This window comes from Fictibacillus iocasae, from assembly GCF_042665465.1.
GTDB lineage: Bacteria > Bacillota > Bacilli > Bacillales > Fictibacillaceae > Fictibacillus > Fictibacillus iocasae.
The window spans coordinates 131,648-155,177 of the sequence record NZ_JBHTCP010000012.1 but is presented as its reverse complement, the minus strand read 5'-3'; the positions used below and the strand labels follow the sequence as shown (position 1 = coordinate 155,177).

Genomic DNA, 23,530 nt, shown 5'->3' with positions numbered 1-23,530 from the left:
TAGCTGATCTATTTGAAGAAAGCCTAGTGCAAAAAAAGTTTTATGCAAAACTTCTTTTTGGAAAACTTCTTTGAGTGAAATGAGGATCCTCATTTGTTTGTCGGGGCTAAACGAGCCATTCCTGCTTTTCGCCACGCCCTGCGGAAGCGTACACCTGTACCGGAAATCAACAGCATCTATGATGCTGCGTAAATATAAACTACTCATAATCACTGAAAATATACCTCATTTTTTTTCAAAGTATTTATTGCAAAAAAAAATCAAAAGAAGTATACTATGATTCGTGAACTTCAATAAAGCAAACCAAGGCGTTGGATACTACTTAAAGGGTTAGGACCTCTTTGGACTAACTTTCCCCCGTGGTGGATGTTCAATACCGCATGCTTGAAGGCATGATAATTTTTATAAGGGGGACTATGCTAATGGATACAATGGGAAGACACGTTATTGCTGAATTATGGGGTTGTGACTCTGAAAAGTTAAACGACATGAAGTTTATTGAAGAAACGTTTGTGGATGCAGCGCTTAAAGCCGGTGCTGAAATCCGAGAAGTAGCTTTTCATAAGTTTGCACCGCATGGAGTAAGCGGTGTGGTTATCATTTCTGAATCACACTTAACGATTCACAGCTTTCCTGAGCATGGTTATGCCAGCATCGATGTTTATACTTGCGGCGATCGTATTGATCCAAATGTTGCTGCTGATTACATTTCCGAAGCACTTGGCGCGAAAACTCGCGAGAACCTAGAAGTGCCGCGCGGAATGGGACCAGTTAAAGCAACGAAAACAAAAGTCTCAGCTCAATAATCATGTTATTAAGAAGGAGGTGTATCTGCACCTCCTTTTATTGTATTTTAAGATAGGTATGAAGTATAAGGGCAACTAAGGCAGACTTAACGGCTGGTGTCAGCCAAGTTTTCTTAATGTTTATCGTTTATATTATTACCGGTTGGAGGTTGAGATCATTGTTTCGCAAACTTCAAAGTTTGATGAACAGCCAGGCGGAGACGGACGAGAACCATGCAAATGTGGATCTTCGCACCCATTATTTTAAAGCCACCAAAGAAGAGATCATTGCCTACATGGCGGGAGTTATAGAGGAAGACAAAAATTATATGGCACTTGGTGAGTCGGCTGAACGCGGTGAAATTACGTTTGATATACTACATCCAAAAAAGGCCTTTGCCGTCCTGACAGCAATTACGTTTCAGGGGCGTCATACAGCTGTAGATATCAATATTACGTCAGAATCAGGAATGCCTTTTCAAAACGCTTATTGTGAGAGAATGATTATGACGCTTTATGATGTTTTGAAACGAAAGTTTCCACTGATTGGCACGGGTTTAGCTGAAAATTATTCATAAACTGCTTGTCACATCTCCGCCTTTTCTTTAAGATATTAGTAGAATGTAAAAATGACGTACGGGGTTGATTGATTTGCGCTGTCCTTCCTGCCAGAATAACGGAACAAAGGTGCTTGATTCACGTCCTGTCCATACAGGGCGCTCCATCAGGCGACGAAGAGAATGTGAATCCTGCAACTACCGTTTTACAACGTTTGAGACGGTGGAACAGACTCCGCTCATCATTATAAAAAAAGACGGGACACGCGAGGAATTTTCACGAGAGAAAATTCTTAGAGGACTGATACGCGCCTGTGAAAAGCGGCCGGTCTCGCTCGAAAAGCTGGAGCATATTGTGGACAGCATCGAAAAAGATCTCCGCAATTCAGGAGTGCCAGAAGTGCCGAGCACCGAAGTCGGAGAAAAGGTAATGGAATATCTCTCTATGACGGATGAAGTCGCTTACGTGCGTTTTGCGTCTGTTTACAGGCAGTTTAAGGACATCAATGTCTTTATTCAAGAATTGAAAGAGCTAATTAAAAAAGAAGAGCGTTAAGCGAATCTAACGTGAGCTTACACGCTCTTTCCTTTTTTATATGGGTTGAAAAATTCAGATAAAACTAAAAAGGGCTTGGCTTCAGCCGAGTTTCCCTTTAACGCTATTACAAGTACGGAGAAAATTGGTGATGAGCATGAACGGCCATTTTAAAGAGGTTATTCCTGTAGATATGTATACAGTTCAGCTTTGCGGCGTGCTGCATGAACAGGATAAGAAAGTGATGACACTTTTATATCAGCCGCTTGTCGGTGCTTTCGCGTACAGTCTTTTTATGACGTGGTGGCAGGAGGCGGACGCCTATAAGCGAAGCAGCCATCAGCACTTGATGAACATCACTCAGTTCTCTCTTAAAGATATTTTTGAAGCAAGGAAAAAGCTCGAAGCGATCGGCTTGCTGAAGGTGTATAAAAAAGAGGATGAGCAATCACGGGAATTTTTGTATGAATTGCAAAAGCCTCTCAGTCCATATGGTTTTTTCACAGACGGTTTTTTAAATATCTATTTGTTCAATCGTCTCGGACAAAAAAAGTTTATAGAAGTAAAGCAATCATTTTTGACGGAAAAGCTGGCGAAAGAAGAGTACAAGGAAATTACCTCTTCTTTCAGTGATGTATTTACCTCGCTGCATCCATCTGAAATGGTCGCAAAAGGTTACATGGAAATATCAGATAGCACAGAGGAGCACCTTTTTGACGAACGCACTGATAACCAAGAAATCAGTCTTCGTTCCTTTTCGTTTGATATGGATTTAATGATGGCGGATATTTCTTCCTTTATCGTGCCGAAAGAAGAAATCACAGACGAGATGAAAGAAGCGATTATGAAAATCGCCTATATTTATCGAATGGATCCTCTTGAGATGAGTGCTCAGCTGCAGAACGCCTACCACCTTCATGGACAGCTGACGGTTGAGAACATACGAAAAGAAGTTCAGAAGTGGTACCGTTTCGAAAACAATGACGGTTTGCCTTCACTTGCTGTGAGGAAGCAGCCTGTTCCGTTAAAAGCACTGCATGGTAAAGAACCGGCAACAGAAGAGGAAAAGACGATTAAATTCTTTGAAGAAGTATCTCCTTACCAAATGCTTGAGCTGTACAGCGGTACCAAACCAATTGAAGCCGATCTGGGCATTATTACACACTTGATGGTTGACCAAAAGCTTCCGGCGGGTGTCGTAAACGTATTGCTTGATTATGTGATGCGCATTAACGATATGAATCTGGCAAAAGGGCTTGTGGAAAAGATTGCTTCCCATTGGGCGCGAAAAAGGATACAAACAGTGCCTGAAGCCATTAATCTCGCTAAATCAGAGAAAAAGAAATACGCAGAATGGCAGGAAAAGAAGTCGGCGTCTTCATATAAAGGAAGACGAGGAGCGGCACCTAGTGACAGCAATCGCCTGCCAGACTGGCTGAACGAGGAACAAAAAAGCTCTAGTGAGAAATCAGGACAGCCGGAAGAACAGGAAAACAAGAAATGGCTGAATGAGCTTTTAAAAGGGTTATAGAGAGGTGATACACAATGGAATCCATTCAGGATGCAATGAAGCAGCTGAAGAACACGAGAAATTTTCAGGAACAATTTGAATCACTTAAAAATCAGGTGCTAACCGATCGATATGTGTCTGAATTCCTGTCCATGCATCCGGACGTTTCGGAGGCTGCTGCATTAAAGTCATTGTCTTCACTTTATTCGTTCTCTAATGAGCGAAAAACGTGCGATGCCTGTCCGGGTCTTGAAGCTTGTCCGAATTTGATGCCAGGCTATCAGCCTCATCTGAAGCTTGTGAGAGAAGTAATCGAGGTCTCTTACGGAAAATGCCCGCTCAAGATGCAGGAAGATAAACAAAAAGCGCTCTCAACGTTGATGAAGAGTTATTTTATTCCTAAAGAAATTTTGCAGGCGAGCTTTGACCGCCTGTATACCGTTGACAGCGGACGAAATGAAGCGATCCGCCATGCGGTAGATTTTGTCAAATCCGTTTCCTTAGGTCAGCCAGCGAAAGGGCTGTACTTACATGGAAAGTTCGGCACAGGGAAAACGTATTTGCTTGGCGCTATCGCCAATGCGCTTGCTGAAAAGCATATTGAATCCATGATTGTGCATACACCAGAGTTTCTTCATGAAATGAAAAGCTCGATCAATAATGGTACGTTCTCTGAAAAAATGGACATGCTCAAGAAAGTGCCTGTTCTCATGCTTGATGATATTGGTGCCGAACATCTGACACACTGGGTAAGAGATGAGATTATAGGGGTTATTCTTCAGCACAGGATGATGGAGAAGCTGCCGACTTTATACAGCTCCAATTATACGCTCGACCTGCTGACCGAACACCTTGCGTTTGATCAGAAAGGCGGCATGGAGAAAATGAAGGCGCTGCGCATCATGGAAAGAATCCGCCATCTCAGCATCCCTGTCTTTATGGGCGGAGAGATCAATTACCGGCTGTAATATAGGGAGCAAGTGCCGAATGTGTCGTAGAAATGAGAAATATGGTACGATATGATCATTAGCAAAGAGGCTGTATGACTGGAGGATTATGACGATGAGCATAGATTCTATTCTGAAAAAAGCGGTGGATGGAGAGCGGCTGACGGTTGAAGATGCAGTAGCTCTTTACGAAAGCGATGAAGTGGAAAAGATGGGTGAAGCCGCTGATAGTATTATGAAGAAGTGGCACCCTGAACCTATAACAACTTTTGTGATCGGAAGAAACGTCAATTATACGAATGTGTGTGATACATACTGCCGGTTCTGCGCCTTTTACAGAGCGCCAGGCAGTAATGAAGGATATGTGCTTGATGACGAAGTGATTTTTCAAAAGATACAGGAAACGGTCGATGTCGGCGGTACGGAGATCTTAATGCAAGGCGGCACGAACCCGAACCTGCCATTCTCGTATTATACAGACCTATTGCGCAGCATCAAGAAACGGTTTGATATTACGATGCATTCGTTCTCCCCGGCTGAGATCTGGAAGATGGTTGAAGTGTCAGGCTTATCGCTGCAGGAAGTACTTCGCGAGCTGAAAGAAGCCGGCCTGGATTCTCTTCCCGGCGGCGGAGCAGAAATTCTTGATGACCGGACAAGAAAGCGCATCAGCCGCTTGAAAGGCTCATGGACAGAATGGATCGAATGCATGAAGGAAGCCAAGAAGGCGGGTCTTCATTCGACGGCCACGATGGTGATCGGGTTCGGGGAAACGTTTGAAGAACGTGCGATGCATCTTCTGCGCGTGCGTGAAGCACAAGATGAAGCGAATTGTTTCTTAGCGTTCATCTCATGGACGTTCCAGCCGGATAACACAAACATGAAGGCGGAAAAGGTAACACCGAGAGAATATTTGAAGAACGTCGCGATCTCACGCCTCTTCCTTGATAACATTCCGAATTTCCAATCGTCATGGGTCACGATGGGACCGGAAGTCGGAAAGAAATCCCTTCATTATGGCTGCAACGATTTTGGCAGCACGATGATGGAAGAAAATGTGGTTTCAGCAGCAGGAACAACGCACAAGGTCAACACGAATCTCACATTGCGACTCATACGCGAAGCAGGGAAGATTCCAGCACAGCGAAACACAAAATATGAAATCCTCCACGTTTTCGAAAACGAAGAAAGCGCTGAAAAAGATTTTATCATGCAAAACTAATCACAAAAACAGCGGATTGCCAACACGGCAGTCCGCTGTTTTTGTGTTGTGTTTTTTAGATAGTTGGGATGGAACGAACTTAGCCGCACTTTACTGACAGCCATTGAAAAGCGTACACCTGTAACGGAGATCAGCCTCTTCATCAAATTCACTTCTGTATGATTTTTATCACAGCGAACCGCTCCTCAGCGGACGTATGATATGAGTGTAGATAACGAAGGAGGGAACGTGGATGCCTCAGATCGAAACGAACAAGCACAAGAAGACAAAGAAAGAAACAAAAGAACAAGAATTAAAAGGTACGCTGTTTTCGGTCATGCTGCTTGGACTGTTTATTATTTTATCCTGGAGTGCGGTATACGCATTATATTTATCACGGTAAGGAGGAAGAAACATGCACATTCATAAGTATGAAAAGTTATGGCTCTGGTTCGGAGCTGTTTGCTTGGTCGCTTTTTTATCCATCGTCGGTGTGTCCGCCTACGCGATGGGCAGCCACCCGCCGAGCCACATGGAAACACTCGACCCGAAAACAGCAACGGCGACAGCGCCATTTGATAAACCGGGGCTCTTCAAAAAAGGAAATAAAGAATACGAAGCCGTGATGCTGGCACAGGCGTTCACCTTTACACCGCAAAAACTTCAAGTGCCTGCTGGTTCAACCGTCACATTTAAAGTGACGAGCACGGATGTGGTACACGGATTTCAAATTCCTGCAACAAACGTGAACATGATGATCACACCCGGTTATGTGAGCACGATCAAGCAGACGTTCACGAAACCCGGAAAGTATTTAATTCTTTGCAACGAATATTGCGGTGCCGGCCATCAGGTCATGGCTGTCACACTGGAGGTAACACCATGATTGCCAAACGCGACGCACGGTTGAGCCAATCGTTTATTCTTGTCAGTTTTATCGCTTTATTTCTAGGTGCCACTGCTGGCCTGCTTCAGACGCTTGTTCGCGGCGGTGTCATCGAGCTTCCTGCCGGGATCGGCTATTATCAGCTGCTGACCGCACATGGTGTGCTTCTTGCTCTTATTTTTACAACATACTTTATTATGGGTTTTTTGTACGCGGGCATCAGCAAAACGCTCGGTGAATTGTATGTCGTGCCCTACAAAACAGGCTGGCTCGGGTTCTGGATGATGACGTTCGGTACAGGTCTTGCTACTGTATTTATCTTGTTAAACAAGGCGACGGTCCTCTACACGTTTTATGCCCCATTACAGGCGTCTCCTTGGTTTTATGTGGCGCTTGTCCACGTAGTCGTAGGCAGCTGGCTTTGTGCTTTTTCGATGTGGAGACAATATTACATCTGGAAACAAGTAACGAAGGAAAAACTATCTCCGCTGTTTAGCTTTATGGCATCAATGACGATGGCCATGTGGTTTATTGCCACACTAGGTGTAGCGGCAGCAGTCATTTTTCAGTTCATTCCGTGGTCGTTCGGCTGGGTAGAGAAGATTGATATCCTGATCAGCCGCACGTTGTTCTGGTATTTCGGACACCCGCTCGTTTATTTCTGGCTGCTTCCCGCTTATATGTGCTGGTATGTGGTCATCCCTAAAATCATTGGCGGCAAGATCTTCAGCGACGCGCTCGCTAGATTGTCATTCGTATTGTTCTTGCTGTTCAGTATCCCGGTAGGTTTCCACCATCAGCTCCTTGAACCGGGAATCTCGCACACATGGAAGTTCTTTCAGGTCGTGCTCACATTCATGGTGATCATACCGTCTCTTATGACTGCTTTCTCCATGTTTGCTGTATTTGAGACAGCGGGACGCAAAAAAGGAGCAAAAGGCATTTTCGGCTGGCTGAAAGTGCTGCCTTGGAGCGATGTGCGTTTCTTTGCCCCGATGATGGGGATGCTGATCTTCATCCCGGCTGGCGCTGGCGGAATCATTAACGCAAGTCATCAGATGAACCAGGTCGTTCATAATACATTATGGGTAACCGGCCATTTTCACTTGACGGTCGCTTCTTCTGTAACACTAACGTTCTTTGGAATCAGCTATTGGCTCATTCCTTATTTATCAGGACGTACACTGACAAAAAGAATGCATAAGCTCGGTATCATCCAAACAGTGATGTGGGCTGTCGGCATGTTCTTTATGTCTGGTGCTATGCACTTGGTCGGACTGTTCGGCGCACCAAGGCGTACGGCGTATACGACATACAACGACCACCCGCAGGCGGTCGACTGGATCCCGTATCAAGCAGTTATGGCGATTGGCGGTACGATTCTATTCCTTGCCATCCTGCTCGTACTCTATATCGCTTATTATCTAGCGTTTCAAGCACCAAAAGGAGAAACAGAGTTCCCGATCGGAGAGGTGGAAGATGCTGCGGTGAAAACACCGGTCATTTTGGAAAACTGGAAGCTGTGGGTCGGCATCAGTGCAGCGCTTATCCTGATTGCTTATACCGTTCCGTTTTGGCACATGATCGAACACGCTCCTGCTGGCTCTCAAGGGTATAAATTCTGGTAATGAATAAGCCGGCAAGTCCAAGCCGGGGTCCGGTACCGTACCGGACCCCGGCTGTTTCATGCTTGTTTTTAAGGGGGCTAATTAAATAAAAGCCGTCGAGCGGTGTTATGAGAACACCATTCGAACGGCTGTTTTTTATTTTACTTATTCATCTGCATGAATTCTAGCTCGCCTCTTGCCTGTCTTGCATAGCAAGCGAAATCAAGGATATTCTCCAGTGAGTTGACATTTTGAAGGGCATCATTAAGCATGGGAAGAAGCTTTTTATCATATAACCCATAATACGGGCCGCTCTTTTTGTTCGGAAGAATAATAGCCGGCTCTTTAACTTGTTGTTTTTCCTGTTGTAAATAATAGAGCAAACTCTTCCTCGGCAGGCACTCCATGCTTTCGTGCAGCAGCCAGATGTCGGTTTCTTTACAGAGTGTCAGCGCGGTGTGAAGACCAGCAAGCACGCTGCCTCTATGATTGTAATAGCTTAGTATTCGGGCGGCAGACTGTACGGCCGGCAAATAGTCCATCGGTGAGTCCGTGATGACCATCACCTCCGGAACCATCTGTTTCAAATGGCGGATCTGCTCAACAATCACAGGCTTCCTATTTTGATAAATCACACCCTTGTCTACGTCTGTTAAAATGACAGCAGAAGTCATGAAAAATCACCTCCTTATCCATATCCTACTGAAACGAGAAAGAACGCGCTGTATCATTTCTCACACATTTGACACATTAGGTGTGACAAAAATCACACCACAGAGAAAATTTGTGGATTATAATGGAAACATGAAAGCCGGGAGGGATGCTTCGGTGGGTGCCTGTAAAGACCAAAATTATTGTGCATATCAAAATACAGATATATTTTCAGATAAAACGTTTCAATTGTTAAAAGACGTGATGTACAGCCAAAGGATTGAAAAAGATCAATACTTGTTTCTCGATGACGATACGGCCAACAAGCTTTATTATGTCAAGCAAGGGCAGATTAAAATAACAAAGATGAATGAAGATGGAAAAGAGCTTGTTTTGTACATCTTCCAGGATGGTGACTTGATTGGTGAGATCGCCAACAGCGGTGAAGCACGTTATAGCTTCAGTGCGAAGGCTTCGAGGGACACAGAAGTTGGTGTCATCCAGCAGAAGGATCTGGAAACATTGATTTGGCAGCACGGCGATGTAGCCGTCGAGTTCATGCGCTGGATGGGAATCATGCACAAGATCACTCGCTCCAAGTTCAGAGATCTTATGCTGTATGGGAAGAATGGAGCGCTATGCTCCACGCTTATCCGCCTTTCCAACTCCTATGGCAAAATGACGCCAAACGGTATTGTTCTGTCAAATAAATTCACGAACACCGAGCTAGCAGAGCTTGTTGGGACATCAAGAGAGACAGTGAACCGGATGCTCAGCCAGCTGAAAAAAGAAAAGGTTATCCAAACAAAGAGCGATGGTACGATCACCATCACGGATTTAGCGTTTTTAAAGGAAGCCTGCCACTGTGAGGATTGCCCGAAAGTAATTTGCCGAATATAGAATAAAGACGAGTGTGAATCATGCACTCGTCTTTTTGTGACAAAAAATATTTAGAATTTTCTTATTTAACTGAAAAATTATGTATAATAGAAGTAGATTTTAAAAAAGGGGGATAAATATGAGAAAACAGACGGTATTTTCAGTAGTTGTGATGGTGGCCATGCTTCTTCTAGCGGCATGTTCAGACAGTGGAGACGGGAAGGTAATTGTAGCGACTGACGCGGCTTATGCCCCATTTGAGTTTTTGAAGGATGGAAAGATGACAGGCTTTGACATTGAACTGCTTGAGGCGGTCATGAAAGAGGCTGGTGTTGAATACGAAGTGAAAAACACCGGATGGGAACCGTTGTTCACGTCATTGAACAACAAAGAAGTACAAGCTGGCATCTCGGCTATCACCATTAATGATAAGCGATTGAAAACGTATGACTTTTCAGATCCATACTTTGAGTCGGTGAATATGATCTTGACGAAAGAAGATTCTGAGATTACGTCAGCAAAAGATCTAGAAGGAAAGAATGTTGGGGTGCAGAACGGAACAACAGGACAGGAAGCACTTGAGAAGCTGTTCGGAAAAAACAACAGCAACATTAAAAAATACAAAAGCAACGTGCTGGCCATCCAATCGCTTATGAACGGTGAAGTGGAAGCGGTTGTGGCTGATAATGGCGTTGTTCAAGAATACGTAAAAAACAATCCTGACAAAAAGGTAAAGTCGGTTGAGGATAAGACAAACTTTGAAAGCGAATTTTACGGCATTATCTTCCCGAAAAAATCGGAGCATGTCGATGATGTGAACAAAGGCTTGAAAAAGGTGATCGAAAGTGGGAAGTATGCGGAGATTTATAAAAAATGGTTTGGTGAGGAGCCAGATGTTGAAGTCTTGAAAAAATAGGCGAGAGGTGAAGCTTCATGGGTGATTCAATTCAACTTATCGCCGAGTATGCTCCCTTTTTCCTGAAGGGAGCCGGCTATACCGTTTTAATTTCCTTGCTCAGCATTGTTTTCGGCACCGTACTCGGCCTCTTTATCGGCCTTGGCAAAATGTCGCCGAACAAGCTGATCAGCGCTCCGTTTCGGGCATACATCACGTTTTTCAGGGGAACACCGCTGCTCGTGCAGCTTCTTCTGATACACGCTGCTCTCATGCCGATTTTCATGAGTCCGCCAAAGGTCTTTCTGTCTGTCGTTGTTGCGCTTTCGTTAAACGCAGCGGCCTATATCGCGGAAATATTCCGCGCAGGCATCCAGTCAATTGATAAAGGACAGATGGAAGCGGCCAGGACGCTCGGCATGTCTCACCGTCAGGCGATGAGGCATATCATCCTGCCGCAAGCCTCCAAGCGGATGATTCCGCCGCTTGGCAATGAATTTATTGTATTGATCAAAGAATCGTCCTTAGCCTCCATTCTTGCGCTCCCAGAACTTATGTATTGGGGAAACGCCATGATGGCAGAGTATTATAAACCATGGGAGCCATTTTTAACAGTAGCTTTCATCTATTTAATGCTGACACTCGGCCTTGCTTACGTACTGGGAAAAGTAGAAAAAAAGCTTGTTGCCGAATAAGATTCGTTCTCACACCCTTGATGTTTTTTGTCAAAGGGTGTTTTTTTTATGTGCAGGACAAGAATCAATCATGTTTCATGACCAGGTCCCATATATTGAAAGCAGAAGCAGTATGGGGAGGGACTATTATTGACGGTCATGATTTATTTTCAAGAACAAGAAGCAGCAGCAACTGCTTTTAATAGATTGAACAGTAAGACAGGCATACAAGCGTTGAAAGATGAGCCTCCCTGGTGCATGGAAGCTGAAGCTGTAGGTGATAAACTGGCAAAAATGATGGCGGAGACCACACGAACTCTTTTGGAGCGCCGAAAGCTGCTGCATATCATCCAGCATCAATTTCTTTTTAATGAAGAAGAAGCTAACGTGATTGCATCCGTTGCACAAAGCCTTATTTCCGGTGAAATAGAGGGGATACCTGAAGTTCATCAGTTGCCTGAACTGGGGGTTCATGTATACGATGCTTGGAGAAAATTCTTAAGTAACCCGCCGCAAGAGTTTTATTTTGAAGCGGTGATTATGTTCAGGCTGAAACAATACGACACGATTCTGAGAAGCTATGCGGAATGTGCGATCGATGAATACAAGATGGAGCTGGAATATCAGATGTTCATCGACCATATTCGGCGCTGTGTGGAGAGGCAGCGGACATATGAGAAACACGTTACGGTCGTTTATAATGGAGATTTTCTGCTGCTAGACAGTATGATGCAGCCTTTTTCGAAGGGGCAGATCAGCGAGCTGTATGAGAAATCACTGTTAATCACGAAAGAGATCGACCTGGATGAACGCGTGCTCGGTCCCCTTGTTGCCCTAGCTCCTGAGAGGATTACCGTCTACACAGAGCACTTTGATCATGCCCTCCTCCATACGATACAGAATATATTTGAAGAGAAAATGTCTCTTCAGCACCTGTCATGCCTTCCAAAAAAGAAAAAACGTATAAACCTCAGAAAAAAGTCATAAACTGTCATCCATACACTTGATTTTCTTAATTATCGTGCATATAATGTTTATATCAATCAAATCTTTTTATCAGTTTTGATAAGGACAAGAAGCATTTTTACGGTTTTTAGAGAGGGAAGCCTTGGCTGTAAGCTTCCTAACACGAAAAATGGCTTTACCCCCTTTGAACTTCAGCGGTGAACATGTATGGAGTAATCGCTGACGGATGCAGGCCGTTACCCTGTCCGAGTGCCGCAGATGGTTTTATTTGCGGAACAAGGGTGGAACCGCGAGATTTAACACTCGTCCCTTCTATTTAGGGACGGGTGTTTTTTATTTTGTACTTAAAAAAAGGAGAGAGAAAATCATGTCTATTCAACTGACATTTCCGGATGGTTCAGTCCGCGAATTCGAAAGCGGCGTTACGCCGGAACAAGTAGCAGAAAGCATCAGCCCAAGCTTAAAAAAGAAAGCCGTAGCCGGCAAAATCGACGGTGAGCTTTATGACTTCACACGTCCTATTGAAAACAACGCAGCGATTGAAATCGTCATGCATGATTCAAGTGAAGGTTTGGAAATGACTCGCCATACGAACGCGCACGTTTTAGCACAGGCGTTAAAAAGGCTGTATCCGGATGTTAAGCTTGGAATCGGTCCTGTGATCGAGAACGGCTTCTATTACGACGTAGACATGGAGCACACATTAACACCTGAGGATCTTCCGGTTATCGAAAAAGAAATGAAGAAAATCGTTAACGAAAACCTGCCCCTTGTTCGTAAAGAAGTGAGCCGTTCTGAGGCGATGGCCATCTTTGAAGGCATCAACGACCATTTGAAGCTTGAGCTGATTCGCGACCTTCCTGAGGATGCGGTCATCACAATCTACGAGCAGGGTGAGTTCTTTGACCTTTGCCGCGGTCCGCATGTTCCTTCAACAGGGAAGGTGAAATCCTTCAAACTGATGAGCACATCCGGAGCTTATTGGAGAGGGAACAGCGACAACCAGATGCTTCAGCGCATTTATGGCATCTCGTTCTTGAACCAGAAAGAGCTGGATGAACACCTCCACTTTATTGAAGAAGCGCAAAAACGCGACCACCGCAAGCTTGGAAAGGAACTTGAACTGTTCATGTTCTCTGAAGAAGCACCAGGTATGCCGTTTTATCTTCCGAACGGACAGATCATCCGTACAGAGCTTGAAAGCTTCTCCCGACAGCTGCAGATGAAAGCCGATTATGACGAGGTGCGCACACCGTTCATGATGAACCAGCGCCTTTGGGAGCAGTCAGGACACTGGGACCACTATCATGAAAACATGTATTTCTCTGAAGTAGATGACACGAAGTTCGCGATGAAGCCTATGAACTGCCCTGGCCACATGCTAATCTTCAAAAACAAGCTGCATTCATACCGCGATCTTCCGGTTAGAATGGCAGAGTTCGGCCAAGTGCACCGTCACGAATATTCGGGCGCGCTTAACGGAATGATCCGTGTCCGCACGTTCTGTCAGGATGATGCGCACATTTTTGTGACGCCTTCTCAAATCGAAAGTGAGATCAAGAGCGTGTTCCGTCTAGTCGATAAAATTTATAGCACGTTCGGCTTTGAATATTCTGTCGAGCTTTCCACACGCCCTGAAGATTCTATGGGAGACGACAGGCTGTGGGATGAGGCAGAAGGCGCATTGAAAAATGTGCTGGAAGACCTTGGCATGAAGTATCACCTGAATGAAGGCGACGGAGCGTTTTACGGGCCGAAGATCGACTTTCACATTAAAGATGCGCTCAAACGCAGCCACCAGTGTGCGACAATCCAGCTCGACTTCCAGATGCCAGAAAAATTCGACCTGTCTTATGTAGACGAAAACAACCAGAAAGTGCGTCCGGTCGTTATTCACCGTGCTATCTACGGTTCGATTGACCGTTTCCTCGGAATCCTGGTCGAACACTTCGCCGGCGCGTTCCCTGCATGGCTTGCTCCAGTGCAAGTGAAGCTGATCCCGGTATCCGATGTACACAAAGACTACGCGGAGAAGCTTCAGGCAGAACTCAAAGAATCTGGAATCCGCGTAGATATCGACAACCGCAACGAAAAAATGGGCTATAAAATCCGTGAAGCTCAAATGAAGAAAATCCCGTACATGCTCGTGCTCGGCGATCAGGAAATCGCAGATAACGCCGTGAACGTACGTAAATACGGAGAGCAAAAATCAGAAACCATGTCTTTCGAGCAATTCAAGAGTATGGTTATGGAAGTTATTACAGAGAAGAAGTAAATACCACAAAGAAACCGCCATTTTCGAATGGCGGTTTCTTTGTGGTTGGTTTTAGTTTTGGTTCTTGGGCGAAGTGTGGCGAACATGTTCAATGATGTTTTGAACCATCTGGGTGTGGTACCGAGATGTAATTTAGTTCTTAGACATAATAAGTGCGAACATGTTCTTCGAAGCTAACCTGAGGTCCGGTACCGAGATTATGACCTTCGGTATAATGGAGACCTTTATCGGTACCGGACCCCGCTGTGGGAAACTGTGGGCCGCGGGGAAGCAAAAGCTGGTTTTGGTTGTATAGAATGGTTTGGACTAATAAATTTTTTGGGTTGGTTTGGTTCTTTGGCGGAGTGTGGCGAACATGTTCTTCGAAGCTTTCTTCTTGCGGGATGGTACCGTGATGTTATGCCCTTCGGGATAATAAACTTTATTGTGGAACGCTGAAAAGTTTGAGGCATCTTGTTGGAGCAGCTTGATTTCTTCTTGAGTAGGGTTGATTGGAGTGAAAGGTGCCGACTCCTGCGGGATGAGTGATGCAGGTGAGACCCTTCAATGGCGCTTGCGACGAAGGGGCTCACCGCTCACCCCGCGGAAAGCGTGCACCTGTAACGGAAATCAACCTCTTCTTGAATCCTTAACAATACATACATAATTTTTCGTTAAAAAAAGTATTGCATTCTTCTCGGAAGTTTCGTACAATTAATCTCGTTGTGAAAGTTATTTATATGTTTCGTTGACAGAGACACACTTCAAGTGGTATAGTATGTACTGTTATAATAAAATAAAGCATTGTTTCAAGCAGAAGCACCCGCTTCTCACCTGATTGGCGCCAAATGGCAGCTGCCGGGTAAGAAAACGTTAAAAGGCAATTGTGCCGATTATTCGTGTGGGTGGATTATGCGCCGACGCTTTTTTTATTTGTATACATTGGGTACATAGTATCCAGTACTAATTTGGAGGTGACTTACTATTAGTAAGGACATGTCTGTCAATGATGGAATTCGTGCACGCGAAGTCAGACTGATCGGTGCGGATGGAAGCCAGCTCGGTATTAAATCCCGCCAGGAAGCTCTTGATATTGCGGCAAACGCAAATCTTGACCTTGTACTTGTAGCAGCTGCTGCAAAGCCGCCTGTATGCCGAATCATGGACTATGGAAAGTTCAAGTACGAGCAGCAGCGTAAGGATCGTGAAGCGCGTAAAAACCAAAAGATCATTACGACAAAAGAAATTCGTCTAAGCCCGACAATCGAGGAAAACGATTTTAATACGAAGCTTAGAAATGCCCGAAAGTTCCTTGAAAAAGGTGACAAAGTAAAGGCAAGCATCCGATTCCGCGGACGTGCGATCACGCACTCGCAAATCGGGAAAACGGTTTTAGAGAAACTAGCTAAGGAATGCGAGGATGTCTCTACGGTGGAACAGCACCCTAAGATGGAAGGCCGCAGCATGTTCTTAATTCTAGCACCTAAAGCTGAAAAATAATTTTACCAGGGAGGAATCCAATCATGCCTAAAATGAAAACTCATAAAGGTGCTGCTAAGCGCTTTAAAAAGACAGGATCAGGTAAATTGAAGCGTGCGCGTGCGTACACTTCCCACTTGTTTGCGAACAAGTCGACTAAAGCAAAGCGTAAGCTCCGCAAAGCGAAGCTCGTGCACAGCGGTGATTACAAGCGCATCCGCACTTTGCTTACTTACAAGAAACGTTAATCGAACTTAAATTATAGGAGGTTTTCACTATGCCAAGAGTAAAAGGTGGCTACGTAACACGCCGTCGTCGTAAAAAAGTATTGAAATTAGCTAAAGGTTATTTCGGTTCCAAACATAAATTATTTAAAGTTGCTCAACAGCAAGTTTTCAAATCATTAATGTATGCTTACCGTGACCGCCGCCAGAAGAAGCGCGACTTCCGTAAGCTTTGGATCACGCGTATCAACGCAGCTGCACGTACAAACGGTCTTTCTTACAGCCGTCTAATGCACGGTCTTAAGGTTGCTGGCATTGACATCAACCGTAAGATGCTTTCTGAAATCGCGATTTCTGACAGCCAAGCATTTGCTGAACTTGCTTCTAAAGCAAAAGAAAGCCTTAAAGCTTAAGTAGTATCAGAAGAGAGATCATTCTTAAGAATGATCTCTTTTTTTTAGAAGGGAAATGAGATTGTGCTGTTCCTTTATTTGATCATCATGAACGCCGCGGCATATCAGATTATGAAAAAAGATAAAGAAGCGGCGCAAAAAGGCGAATGGAGAACGCCAGAGGCGACGCTTTGGATGTTTGCTTTGATTGGCGGAGCACCAGGAATGTGGCTGTGCATGAAAAAGAAACGCCATAAAACGAAGCATACCTCGTTTGCAACAGGCATTCCTTTACTTAGTGTAGTGACGATGTTTGTTGCCGGCTTGTTTTTATAATCTATTCCTGCTGCAAATAACGCTTATCTTTTAAGAACAGGCGCCAGAATATATAAAAACCGGGTGTGAGAATCGCCATACCCACACCATACATAATCATAAGGGAATAAAACGTCTCTTTTGCAGTGAAGGCTTCATAAATGGTCAAGTCGGGATAGACGATGTACGGAAGGTGCGCCATTCCGTAACCGTAGCTAGCGAGCCCATATTGTGTGACTACACCTAAAAGAGCGAATCGAGGCCGGCCTATGCCCGGCCTTTTTCCTTTTGGCCACCAAAGGCAGGCGTAAGAGAAAAGAAAAGCGATAAAGGACAGGATGAACCAGATTTTCTGTTCGTACAGATTGTTCACGAGCCATTTTGCTTCTGGGTTGATGAACCATAGCGTGATGACAGCTGCGATTAATGTGAGCGGTCCGAGCAGGATCGCGTTCTCCCTAAACAGACGGTAAGCCTTCTCGTTATTGGAGACACGGGAATAATCAGCCAAAAACAAGGAAGACAGAAAAAGCTCGGAAGCTAGTCCGAATAGGACGTACATATAAAGGGAAGGGCTGGTAAGCAGTTTGCCGAGCAACAGAGATTCAGTGCCGCCCGCTTGTTCGATAAATCCGCCCTGACTGATTGGAAGTACTGCGATCAGAAGGGAAGGGATCAAAAGACCGGAAATGCCAGAAATGATGAACATCGTCCGTCTGTACCCTTGAACCGAATAGGAAAACACCATAAATGCACTCCTGATCGCAAGCAGGAATAAGATCAAGCTGACGGGGACGAGCATGACTGTGCCGAGTGTGTAGGCTCCTTTTGGAAAGAAACCGACAAACGCTACGACAAGCAGCACGAGAAAGACGTTCGTCACTTCCCACGTGGGTGAGAGAAAACGGTTGGCGATCTTGCCTGCCATGCTGGAGTGTTTGTTATAGACCATCGCCCAGAAGCCGGATCCGAAATCGATCGATCCAAAAATGCTGTATACGAAAATGAACGTCCACATGATAAGAATCGCCATTACTTGTTCGCTCAATTGTGGTTCCTCCTTTCTAATAAGGACTTGCTTTAGCGAGATCTTTAGAAACCGGATTGCGCTTGAAATAAGCGCGTAAAATTAAGATTGTCAGTACGCCGAGTGTGACGTAAAGAAGAAGGAAAAGGGCGAATAAAGGGCCAAGATCGGCTGCCTTGGTCGCAGCCTCTGCTGTTGTCTGCACGCGGTAGATCGTCCACGGCTGCCTGCCGCTGCAGCTGAAAACCCAGCCGAATTCAATGCAAAGCATAGAGAGAGGACCGGAGAAAACAAGTGTCCACAGCAGCCATTTCGGAAAGCGATTTTCTTGTTCTTTTTTTCGGACAAAAAACCACCAATAAGCAAGTGCCGCTGCTGCTAGTGCGAGCAGCATACTGCCTATTCCTACCATCAAGTTAAATAAGGTGTGCACATATGCAGGAGGCCATGTTTCCCGAGGGAACTCATAAAGCCCTTTTACTTCTGTATCAAACGTTCCGCCGGCAAGCCAGCTGAGGAGCCATGGAATCTCAATGCCATATTTCACTGATTCTGTTTCAGGATCCGTATAGCCACCGATCGCCAAAGGCGCATATCTGGTAGTCTCAAACAGCCCTTCTGCCGCTGCTAGTTTTTCCGGGGAGTGCTGGTGCAGGATCTGAGCCGAATGATGACCGGATATGCTCGATAAGAAGCTCATTGTAAACGCGACGGCAAGAGAAAGCAGCAATCCTTTCCGGTGATAGGCGGCTTCGTCCTGGCTTTGTTTTTTCATGAGCTTGAACGCGGCGACGGATGCGACCGCGAACGCCCCTGTCATATAGGCTGTAATGGCAACATGCGCTGCCGAGGAGACGAAGCTCGGATTAAAAAACGCGTCCCAAGGCTGTACGTCGTAAATGGTGCCGTCTGATTTGATTTTGAAGCCATCAGGTGTGTTCATCCACGTGTTGACCGCTGTGATTAATATGGCAGATGCAACGGAACCGAGGGCGACGATGATTACGGAAATGATCCTGAAATACCGCGGCAGTCGGTCCGCCGCGTATACGTAGATGGACATGAACAGCGCCTCGATAAAAAAGGCGAAAATCTCGATTTGAAAGGGAAGTGAAATGACTTTTCCAACGATCTCCATAAAACCTGGCCAAAGCAGTGACAGCTGGACGCCTACGATCGTACCAGACGGAATCGCCACACCAAGCAAGACGGCAAAGGCTTTTGTCCATCTTTTTGCCATGATGGAATAGTGCTTATCGTTTCTTGTCAGGTGAAGGATTTCAGCGATCACGATCATGAGAGGCAGACCGACTCCGAGTGTAGCGAAAATAATATGAAAACCAAGCGAGGTGCCAAAAAAAGATCTTGCTAAAATGACCGTATCCATAAAAACCCTCCATTGAAACAAATATGACGTATTGTTAACCTATGTATAACTTGTCAAAAGAAGGGATTTATTATTCGTTTTTTTTGCATATACTGCTCGTCTGCTGTCATAAACTCGCCTAAAGGGGTGAGTAAAGTGGTGCATGAAGCGATAGAGAGCGTCATGCAAGCAGTTCAGTGGAGCGGGGTGTTCGCTCCGGCCGTTTTTATCTTGATTCAGGCGTTCCGGCAGTTTTTCTTTATTCCGGTCGGGATTCTTTGTCTGTCAGGAGGAGTGATTTTCGGAGCAGCAGAAGGGACGCTGTATTCGATTATCGGCATCAGCCTGTCGAGCCTGCTGTTTTATATGACGATTACTTGCTTGCCTGCGTGGATGAAAAAAGTGCGGGATGTGCGGAGAAAATGGGTGGGCAAACAAGTGCCCTTTTCAGTGAGCCAGATTGCGATATTGAAACTCATTCCGTTCGTTCATTTTCATCTCTTATCGCTCTGTTTGCTTGAGATGACAGGTAACATGAAAGAATATGCGAAAGTAAGTGTGCTATCGAACATTCCGCTTGCAGTCCTGTATTCGTCAATGGGAACGGTAATAGCCTCGCTCTCTATCCTCAGCGGTGCAGCGGCGCTAGTGTGTCTCAGTGTGTTATTTTATCTGCTTCGCAAGCGCCAGTGGGTCATCAAGTGGGAAGATTTTTTTGAGAAGGAAGCGGCATAAAGAACGGTAAAGAACGGGGTCCGGTACCGCCTGTGACCAAACCGCGAATTAAGGTTTGGTCGCAGGATAGGTACCGGACCCCGATTTTGTTTGCGTTATTTTACGGAGAGCACTGCCTTGTATGCGTTCACATAGCCGGAGCCGACTTCATGGTATTCATAGCCAGGCATCGGATCGGCTGTGCTTTGAAGCGTCTGCAGAATTTGGTCAGGAGTCAGGGTACTGTTTGCTTGAAGCATAAGAGCCGCGACTCCTGAAATATGCGGTGTGGCCATACTTGTTCCGCTTGCTGTTGTGTAATAAGGGATGTGTTCTGGGGCGATATAATTCACATCTTTTACCGTGCCTAAGCCATTCATGACAAGTCCCGTCTTGGACTTGGTGGACACGATATCCTGACCAGGTGCCGTAATGTCTGGATGCAACAGGCTGTCCCCTTTGACTCCGCGTGAAGAGAAGTCAGCGAGCTGCTTGTCTTTCGTTCCAGCCGCGACTGAAATGACCCACGGAGCAGCAGAATACGGGTTCAGTGTATTATCATCCGGTCCTTCATTTCCGGCAGCAAATGTCACGACCATGCCAGCATCGTGTGCTGCTTTAGAGGCGACGTTGATCGGGTCCTTCGCGGAATATTCCCCTGTTGTTCCCCAGGAATTGCTGATCACATCAATGCTGTATTTGTCTTTGTTTTCAATGGCATAATCGAAGGCTTCAAGAGCCCAAAAGATGTTGATGGCTTCCCCTGTGCTCAGGCCCACAAGCTTCGCATCTGGAGCGATGCCCTTATACAATCCGTCACTTGCCGTGCCAAGACCGGCAATTGTTCCCGCAACGTGAGTTCCATGTCCTGATGAAGTATCGGTGTTCGGAACATTTTCCAAATACAGAGCATCAGAAGAATCTGAGAAAAGGGAAGAGCCAACCAGGAATTTCACGTTTTGAACAACCTTCTCTCCCATCGGCAAGTCTTCGTGCGTCGCATCGATCCCAGAGTCAATGACCGCGACGGTTGTGCCTTTTCCTGTCACGCCAAGCTCGTTCCACACGCGTTCAGCACCTATCAGAGCACGAGTGTCTCTCATTTTGTATTCAAGAGTTTTGTTCAAATAGATAGAATCAGCTCCAATTGAAGCTCCTAGCAGACTGAGCACCTCCAGCTTTGTTCCTCTAACAGCAGCCATCGGCAGTTCGTCAAAGGTATGTGCTTCTAAGCCTAACGATTTTAGCTGGGCGACGTTTGCCAACGATGGAATAGAGGGATAAGTGACAACCGCTTCAATTGTCTGGCTGTCACCTAGCTTTGTTAGCACGGATTTTAATGCAGGATCTACTTCAACGGTAGAAGCGGCAGAAACGGGGTCTTCGGATGTGCCTCCGAATACGGCAGCTGCGAGACTGAAAGCTAACGCTGTGGACCATATTTTTTTCATCATATTCTCTCCCTTATTGAATTTTCAGACTTTTTTATAAGTGTAAGAGATAAATGATTTTTTGAAAATTAAACATAAGAACGAATTTCATGTATTTAAATAGTAGTACCGCTAAATGATTTGGTTGTATACCAATACAACTTAAGTTTTAGCTAGTTGTGAATGGAAGAAGATTTTTTAGAAGACCGTTTTGTTATAATACGATTGAGAGGATGTGGATGGTATGAATATAAAAATGCTGATGAACATGCAGAGAAATTTAAATGAGCGCATTTTACGTGAGCATAACCTGAAGAATGAAGAATTATATAAAAAGCGGCTGCTTGCGTTTTTGGTTGAACTCGGGGAGCTTGCCAATGAGACGAGAAGCTTCAAATACTGGAGCATGAAGCCCGCCTCTGAGGAAAACGAGATATTGGAGGAGTACGTGGATGGTCTCCATTTTGTCCTGTCCATATGCTTAGACCTCGGTATAGAGGCGCTGACACTGCCAACAGAACGAACAGAAAAAGAAGACAATGACATCATTACAGACCATTTCTTAGGTTTATATGAACATACAAGTAAGCTGGCAGAGCACCGGCTGATCGAATCGGGTTTGCTGCTTTTTGAAAAGTACATCATTCTTGGAGAGGCATTAGGATTCACCTATGAGCAAATCGAGGAGAGCTATTTAAAGAAAAACGAAGTTAACCATGCCCGACAGGACAGCGGGTATTAAAAAATGGAGGGGGTCCGGTACTTATCCTCGACAACACGGGTCAATCCGCTGTGTCGACGAGGATGTACCGGACCCCCTAAACATTACTTCAATCCTTCTGACATAATTCCGAGCATTTCGTCTTTTTTCTGCTCGTCAGCGTTATTCCATAGAACTTCGAATAAGACCCCTAGACCAGGAAGCATTTTTTCTTCTCCGCTCTGGATGGCATCAACGATCGTATCTTGAAGCTGCTGCTTGTTATTTCCTGATACGTTATTTAAGACGGCTTTTCTTAAATTAAGGTCCATTATTTTCACTCCTCAGTTATCTTTACACCATTAAGATGTGCTATGCTTTATTTTTTATTACGCAGCCTTTGTTTATGCATGCATTTGCAGATATAATAAGAAAAGCATGTTAAAGGAGTTAGGTATTATGAAGCGAATTGAATCAGATTCGAATCCTTCCGTGAAGCAGTGGAAGAAGCTTCTCACGAGAAAGGAAAGAGAAAAAACAGGAACATTTATTATTGAGGGGCCGCATCTTGTAGAAGAAGCCCTTTCCTATAATGCGGACATTAAGCATCTTATTGTAGAAGAGAATTTCCCACTGCCGGAAAGCTGGGATACAGGACGCATCCCTGTATGGCAAGTTACAGAAAAAATTATTAAGACACTCAGTGAAACCGAAAAGCCGCAAGGTGTTGTAGCTGTATGCGGAATGACGGACAGTGAGAACCTTGATCTTTCTTCAAAGAGCAAATTGGTATTGATAGATGGTGTCCAGGATCCCGGCAATCTTGGGACGATCATCCGGACAGCGGACAGTGCGGGTGTGGATGCGGTCATATTGGGCGAAGGAACAGTCGATGTGTATAACGGCAAAGTGATGCGTTCAGCACAGGGTTCTGTTTTTCATATCCCGGTCGTGAAAATGAATTTGAAGGAGGCGGTTGAATCCTGCAAAAAGAGCGGAATCACAGTATATGCCACTTCTTTAAAGGATTCTTCAGATATGAGAGACATCCAGCCAGCCGAAGGGTTTGCCTTGCTGGTTGGAAATGAAGGAAGCGGCGTACAAGAGGCCTGGCTAAAGGAAGCAGATGAAAAACTGATCATCCCCATTTTCGGAAAAGCAGAATCTCTTAATGTGGCAGTTGCGACAGGCATTCTTTTATACGAACTGCAGCGTACGCGTAAATAAAAGAAAAGAAAAATTGTCTGCGGATGATTGCATTTTTCAAAAGCATTCATATATAATAAAAACGCAAATGTATATAAAACAAGCTATGATGGAGAGCAGTACACAGACTGCACACGCCAATAACAGGGATGAAATGCCATGACTGGAAGCATTTCTTTGGCGGCACTGTCGAATTCCCTCCGGAGCTGCTGCCTGAAACATGAGTAGGGCAGACCGGCTGAACGCCGTTAACGCTTAGAAGTGAACAGTGAACACAATACTGTTAATTTGGGTGGTACCGCGATATCCTCGTCCCTTAGCCGGACGGGG

26 protein-coding genes and 3 other annotated features are annotated in these 23,530 nt (G+C 45.1%); of the genes, 21 read left to right on the top strand and 5 right to left on the bottom strand.

The features are described 5' to 3' along the window. Window positions 1-422 precede the first annotated feature (422 nt). From speD to ACFQPF_RS06630, 9 genes are all read left to right on the top strand, one after another. A complete protein-coding gene (gene speD / locus ACFQPF_RS06670; protein WP_379747832.1) occupies window positions 423-806 on the top strand; it encodes an adenosylmethionine decarboxylase in 384 nt (127 codons plus the stop codon). A 158-nt stretch (window positions 807-964) separates the two neighbouring features. Then, the gene (locus ACFQPF_RS06665) at window positions 965-1,363 is read left to right on the top strand and encodes a hypothetical protein (RefSeq protein WP_379747830.1); all 399 of its coding nucleotides are present in this window, start codon (window positions 965-967) and stop codon (window positions 1,361-1,363) included. A 73-nt stretch (window positions 1,364-1,436) separates the two neighbouring features. Next, a complete protein-coding gene (nrdR, locus tag ACFQPF_RS06660; protein ID WP_379747853.1) occupies window positions 1,437-1,898 on the top strand; it encodes a transcriptional regulator NrdR in 462 nt (153 codons plus the stop codon). 130 nt (window positions 1,899-2,028) lie between these two features. Then, the gene (locus ACFQPF_RS06655; RefSeq protein WP_379747828.1) at window positions 2,029-3,408 is read left to right on the top strand and encodes a replication initiation and membrane attachment family protein; all 1,380 of its coding nucleotides are present in this window, start codon (window positions 2,029-2,031) and stop codon (window positions 3,406-3,408) included. A 14-nt stretch (window positions 3,409-3,422) separates the two neighbouring features. Continuing rightward, window positions 3,423-4,355, top strand: a complete 933-nt coding sequence (gene dnaI / locus ACFQPF_RS06650) for a primosomal protein DnaI (RefSeq protein WP_379747826.1) — start codon at window positions 3,423-3,425, stop codon at window positions 4,353-4,355. Window positions 4,356-4,449: 94 nt separating this feature from the next. After that, window positions 4,450-5,556 carry a cyclic dehypoxanthinyl futalosine synthase gene (mqnC, locus tag ACFQPF_RS06645; RefSeq protein WP_379747824.1) on the top strand — a complete coding sequence of 369 codons (1,107 nt, stop codon included), beginning with the start codon at window positions 4,450-4,452 and terminating at the stop codon, window positions 5,554-5,556. Window positions 5,557-5,788: 232 nt separating this feature from the next. After that, a complete protein-coding gene (locus ACFQPF_RS06640; protein WP_379747822.1) occupies window positions 5,789-5,938 on the top strand; it encodes a cytochrome c oxidase subunit 2A in 150 nt (49 codons plus the stop codon). Window positions 5,939-5,950: 12 nt separating this feature from the next. Then, a complete protein-coding gene (locus ACFQPF_RS06635; RefSeq protein ID WP_379747820.1) occupies window positions 5,951-6,421 on the top strand; it encodes a cytochrome c oxidase subunit II in 471 nt (156 codons plus the stop codon). Continuing rightward, entirely contained in the window at window positions 6,418-8,049 is a 1,632-nt protein-coding gene (locus tag ACFQPF_RS06630; protein ID WP_379747818.1) for a b(o/a)3-type cytochrome-c oxidase subunit 1, read from the top strand. Before ACFQPF_RS06635 ends, ACFQPF_RS06630 begins: the two co-directional genes overlap by 4 nt. 140 nt (window positions 8,050-8,189) lie before the next feature. Here the strand turns inward: ACFQPF_RS06630 and ACFQPF_RS06625 are convergent, their stop codons facing one another. Then, window positions 8,190-8,702: a hypothetical protein gene (locus ACFQPF_RS06625; RefSeq protein WP_379747816.1), complete on the bottom strand. Its 513-nt coding sequence runs from the start codon at window positions 8,700-8,702 to the stop codon at window positions 8,190-8,192. A gap of 154 nt (window positions 8,703-8,856) precedes the next feature. Between ACFQPF_RS06625 and ACFQPF_RS06620 the strand changes: the two genes are divergently transcribed. The 9 genes from ACFQPF_RS06620 (at window position 8,857) to ACFQPF_RS06580 (ending at window position 16,778) form a co-directional block, all read left to right on the top strand. Then, window positions 8,857-9,579: a Crp/Fnr family transcriptional regulator gene (locus ACFQPF_RS06620; protein WP_379747814.1), complete on the top strand. Its 723-nt coding sequence runs from the start codon at window positions 8,857-8,859 to the stop codon at window positions 9,577-9,579. Window positions 9,580-9,697: 118 nt separating this feature from the next. Then, the gene (locus ACFQPF_RS06615; protein ID WP_379747812.1) at window positions 9,698-10,474 is read left to right on the top strand and encodes a basic amino acid ABC transporter substrate-binding protein; all 777 of its coding nucleotides are present in this window, start codon (window positions 9,698-9,700) and stop codon (window positions 10,472-10,474) included. A gap of 17 nt (window positions 10,475-10,491) precedes the next feature. After that, a complete protein-coding gene (locus ACFQPF_RS06610; protein ID WP_379747810.1) occupies window positions 10,492-11,148 on the top strand; it encodes an amino acid ABC transporter permease in 657 nt (218 codons plus the stop codon). A 138-nt stretch (window positions 11,149-11,286) separates the two neighbouring features. Beyond that, window positions 11,287-12,114 carry a sporulation protein YtxC gene (ytxC, locus tag ACFQPF_RS06605; protein WP_379747851.1) on the top strand — a complete coding sequence of 276 codons (828 nt, stop codon included), beginning with the start codon at window positions 11,287-11,289 and terminating at the stop codon, window positions 12,112-12,114. Window positions 12,115-12,180: 66 nt separating this feature from the next. Continuing rightward, window positions 12,181-12,407: a binding site (T-box leader), on the top strand. A gap of 53 nt (window positions 12,408-12,460) precedes the next feature. Continuing rightward, window positions 12,461-14,368 (top strand): threonine--tRNA ligase, encoded by a 1,908-nt coding sequence (gene thrS, locus ACFQPF_RS06600; protein ID WP_379747808.1) that lies wholly within the window; start codon window positions 12,461-12,463, stop codon window positions 14,366-14,368. Window positions 14,369-15,152: 784 nt separating this feature from the next. Next, window positions 15,153-15,283 (top strand) — a sequence feature (ribosomal protein L20 leader region). Window positions 15,284-15,343: 60 nt separating this feature from the next. Then, window positions 15,344-15,847, top strand: a complete 504-nt coding sequence (infC, locus tag ACFQPF_RS06595; RefSeq protein WP_379747805.1) for a translation initiation factor IF-3 — start codon at window positions 15,344-15,346, stop codon at window positions 15,845-15,847. Window positions 15,848-15,870: 23 nt separating this feature from the next. Beyond that, a complete protein-coding gene (rpmI, locus tag ACFQPF_RS06590) occupies window positions 15,871-16,074 on the top strand; it encodes a 50S ribosomal protein L35 (RefSeq protein ID WP_094252255.1) in 204 nt (67 codons plus the stop codon). 29 nt (window positions 16,075-16,103) lie between these two features. Further along, on the top strand, window positions 16,104-16,463 hold the full coding sequence (rplT, locus tag ACFQPF_RS06585) for a 50S ribosomal protein L20 (protein WP_379747802.1): 360 nt from the start codon (window positions 16,104-16,106) through the stop codon (window positions 16,461-16,463). A 63-nt stretch (window positions 16,464-16,526) separates the two neighbouring features. Continuing rightward, complete coding sequence (locus tag ACFQPF_RS06580; RefSeq protein WP_379747800.1) at window positions 16,527-16,778, top strand: DUF1294 domain-containing protein; 252 nt, start codon at window positions 16,527-16,529, stop codon at window positions 16,776-16,778. Between the two features lies 1 nt (window position 16,779). Here the strand turns inward: ACFQPF_RS06580 and ACFQPF_RS06575 are convergent, their stop codons facing one another. Both ACFQPF_RS06575 and ACFQPF_RS06570 read right to left on the bottom strand, forming a co-directional pair. After that, window positions 16,780-17,805 (bottom strand): cytochrome d ubiquinol oxidase subunit II, encoded by a 1,026-nt coding sequence (locus tag ACFQPF_RS06575; RefSeq protein ID WP_379747798.1) that lies wholly within the window; start codon window positions 17,803-17,805, stop codon window positions 16,780-16,782. Window positions 17,806-17,821: 16 nt separating this feature from the next. After that, window positions 17,822-19,171: a cytochrome ubiquinol oxidase subunit I gene (locus ACFQPF_RS06570; protein ID WP_379747796.1), complete on the bottom strand. Its 1,350-nt coding sequence runs from the start codon at window positions 19,169-19,171 to the stop codon at window positions 17,822-17,824. Window positions 19,172-19,306: 135 nt separating this feature from the next. Between ACFQPF_RS06570 and ACFQPF_RS06565 the strand changes: the two genes are divergently transcribed. Continuing rightward, window positions 19,307-19,885 carry a TVP38/TMEM64 family protein gene (locus ACFQPF_RS06565; protein WP_379747794.1) on the top strand — a complete coding sequence of 193 codons (579 nt, stop codon included), beginning with the start codon at window positions 19,307-19,309 and terminating at the stop codon, window positions 19,883-19,885. A 95-nt stretch (window positions 19,886-19,980) separates the two neighbouring features. Here ACFQPF_RS06565 and ACFQPF_RS06560 read toward each other — a convergent pair whose 3' ends face one another. Beyond that, window positions 19,981-21,318 carry a S8 family serine peptidase gene (locus ACFQPF_RS06560; RefSeq protein ID WP_379747792.1) on the bottom strand — a complete coding sequence of 446 codons (1,338 nt, stop codon included), beginning with the start codon at window positions 21,316-21,318 and terminating at the stop codon, window positions 19,981-19,983. Window positions 21,319-21,538: 220 nt separating this feature from the next. On the opposite strand from ACFQPF_RS06560, the gene ACFQPF_RS06555 reads away from it, so the two are divergent. After that, on the top strand, window positions 21,539-22,036 hold the full coding sequence (locus ACFQPF_RS06555) for a dUTP diphosphatase (RefSeq protein ID WP_379747790.1): 498 nt from the start codon (window positions 21,539-21,541) through the stop codon (window positions 22,034-22,036). 83 nt (window positions 22,037-22,119) lie between these two features. Here ACFQPF_RS06555 and sspI read toward each other — a convergent pair whose 3' ends face one another. After that, on the bottom strand, window positions 22,120-22,326 hold the full coding sequence (sspI, locus tag ACFQPF_RS06550; protein WP_379747788.1) for a small acid-soluble spore protein SspI: 207 nt from the start codon (window positions 22,324-22,326) through the stop codon (window positions 22,120-22,122). Between the two features lie 127 nt (window positions 22,327-22,453). Here sspI and ACFQPF_RS06545 point away from each other — a divergent pair, with 127 nt between their 5' ends. Next, window positions 22,454-23,221, top strand: a complete 768-nt coding sequence (locus ACFQPF_RS06545) for a TrmH family RNA methyltransferase (RefSeq protein WP_379747786.1) — start codon at window positions 22,454-22,456, stop codon at window positions 23,219-23,221. A 76-nt stretch (window positions 23,222-23,297) separates the two neighbouring features. Continuing rightward, window positions 23,298-23,520, top strand: a binding site (T-box leader). The last annotated feature ends 10 nt before the right edge of the window (window positions 23,521-23,530 follow it).

Excerpts from the sequence above, each read along its gene's own strand:
- speD (WP_379747832.1), top strand. The coding sequence starts at position 423 with ATGGATACAATGGGAAGACACGTTATTGCTGAATTATGGGGTTGTGAC.
- ACFQPF_RS06655 (WP_379747828.1), top strand. The coding sequence starts at position 2,029 with ATGAGCATGAACGGCCATTTTAAAGAGGTTATTCCTGTAGATATGTAT.
- dnaI (WP_379747826.1), top strand. The coding sequence starts at position 3,423 with ATGGAATCCATTCAGGATGCAATGAAGCAGCTGAAGAACACGAGAAAT.
- mqnC (WP_379747824.1), top strand. The coding sequence starts at position 4,450 with ATGAGCATAGATTCTATTCTGAAAAAAGCGGTGGATGGAGAGCGGCTG.
- ACFQPF_RS06640 (WP_379747822.1), top strand. The coding sequence starts at position 5,789 with ATGCCTCAGATCGAAACGAACAAGCACAAGAAGACAAAGAAAGAAACA.
- ACFQPF_RS06635 (WP_379747820.1), top strand. The coding sequence starts at position 5,951 with ATGCACATTCATAAGTATGAAAAGTTATGGCTCTGGTTCGGAGCTGTT.
- ACFQPF_RS06630 (WP_379747818.1), top strand. The coding sequence starts at position 6,418 with ATGATTGCCAAACGCGACGCACGGTTGAGCCAATCGTTTATTCTTGTC.
- ACFQPF_RS06625 (WP_379747816.1), bottom strand. The coding sequence starts at position 8,702 with ATGACTTCTGCTGTCATTTTAACAGACGTAGACAAGGGTGTGATTTAT.
- ACFQPF_RS06615 (WP_379747812.1), top strand. The coding sequence starts at position 9,698 with ATGAGAAAACAGACGGTATTTTCAGTAGTTGTGATGGTGGCCATGCTT.
- ACFQPF_RS06610 (WP_379747810.1), top strand. The coding sequence starts at position 10,492 with ATGGGTGATTCAATTCAACTTATCGCCGAGTATGCTCCCTTTTTCCTG.
- ytxC (WP_379747851.1), top strand. The coding sequence starts at position 11,287 with ATGATTTATTTTCAAGAACAAGAAGCAGCAGCAACTGCTTTTAATAGA.
- thrS (WP_379747808.1), top strand. The coding sequence starts at position 12,461 with ATGTCTATTCAACTGACATTTCCGGATGGTTCAGTCCGCGAATTCGAA.
- infC (WP_379747805.1), top strand. The coding sequence starts at position 15,344 with ATGTCTGTCAATGATGGAATTCGTGCACGCGAAGTCAGACTGATCGGT.
- rpmI (WP_094252255.1), top strand. The coding sequence starts at position 15,871 with ATGCCTAAAATGAAAACTCATAAAGGTGCTGCTAAGCGCTTTAAAAAG.
- rplT (WP_379747802.1), top strand. The coding sequence starts at position 16,104 with ATGCCAAGAGTAAAAGGTGGCTACGTAACACGCCGTCGTCGTAAAAAA.
- ACFQPF_RS06570 (WP_379747796.1), bottom strand. The coding sequence starts at position 19,171 with ATGGATACGGTCATTTTAGCAAGATCTTTTTTTGGCACCTCGCTTGGT.
- ACFQPF_RS06560 (WP_379747792.1), bottom strand. The coding sequence starts at position 21,318 with ATGATGAAAAAAATATGGTCCACAGCGTTAGCTTTCAGTCTCGCAGCT.
- ACFQPF_RS06555 (WP_379747790.1), top strand. The coding sequence starts at position 21,539 with ATGAATATAAAAATGCTGATGAACATGCAGAGAAATTTAAATGAGCGC.
- sspI (WP_379747788.1), bottom strand. The coding sequence starts at position 22,326 with ATGGACCTTAATTTAAGAAAAGCCGTCTTAAATAACGTATCAGGAAAT.
- ACFQPF_RS06545 (WP_379747786.1), top strand. The coding sequence starts at position 22,454 with ATGAAGCGAATTGAATCAGATTCGAATCCTTCCGTGAAGCAGTGGAAG.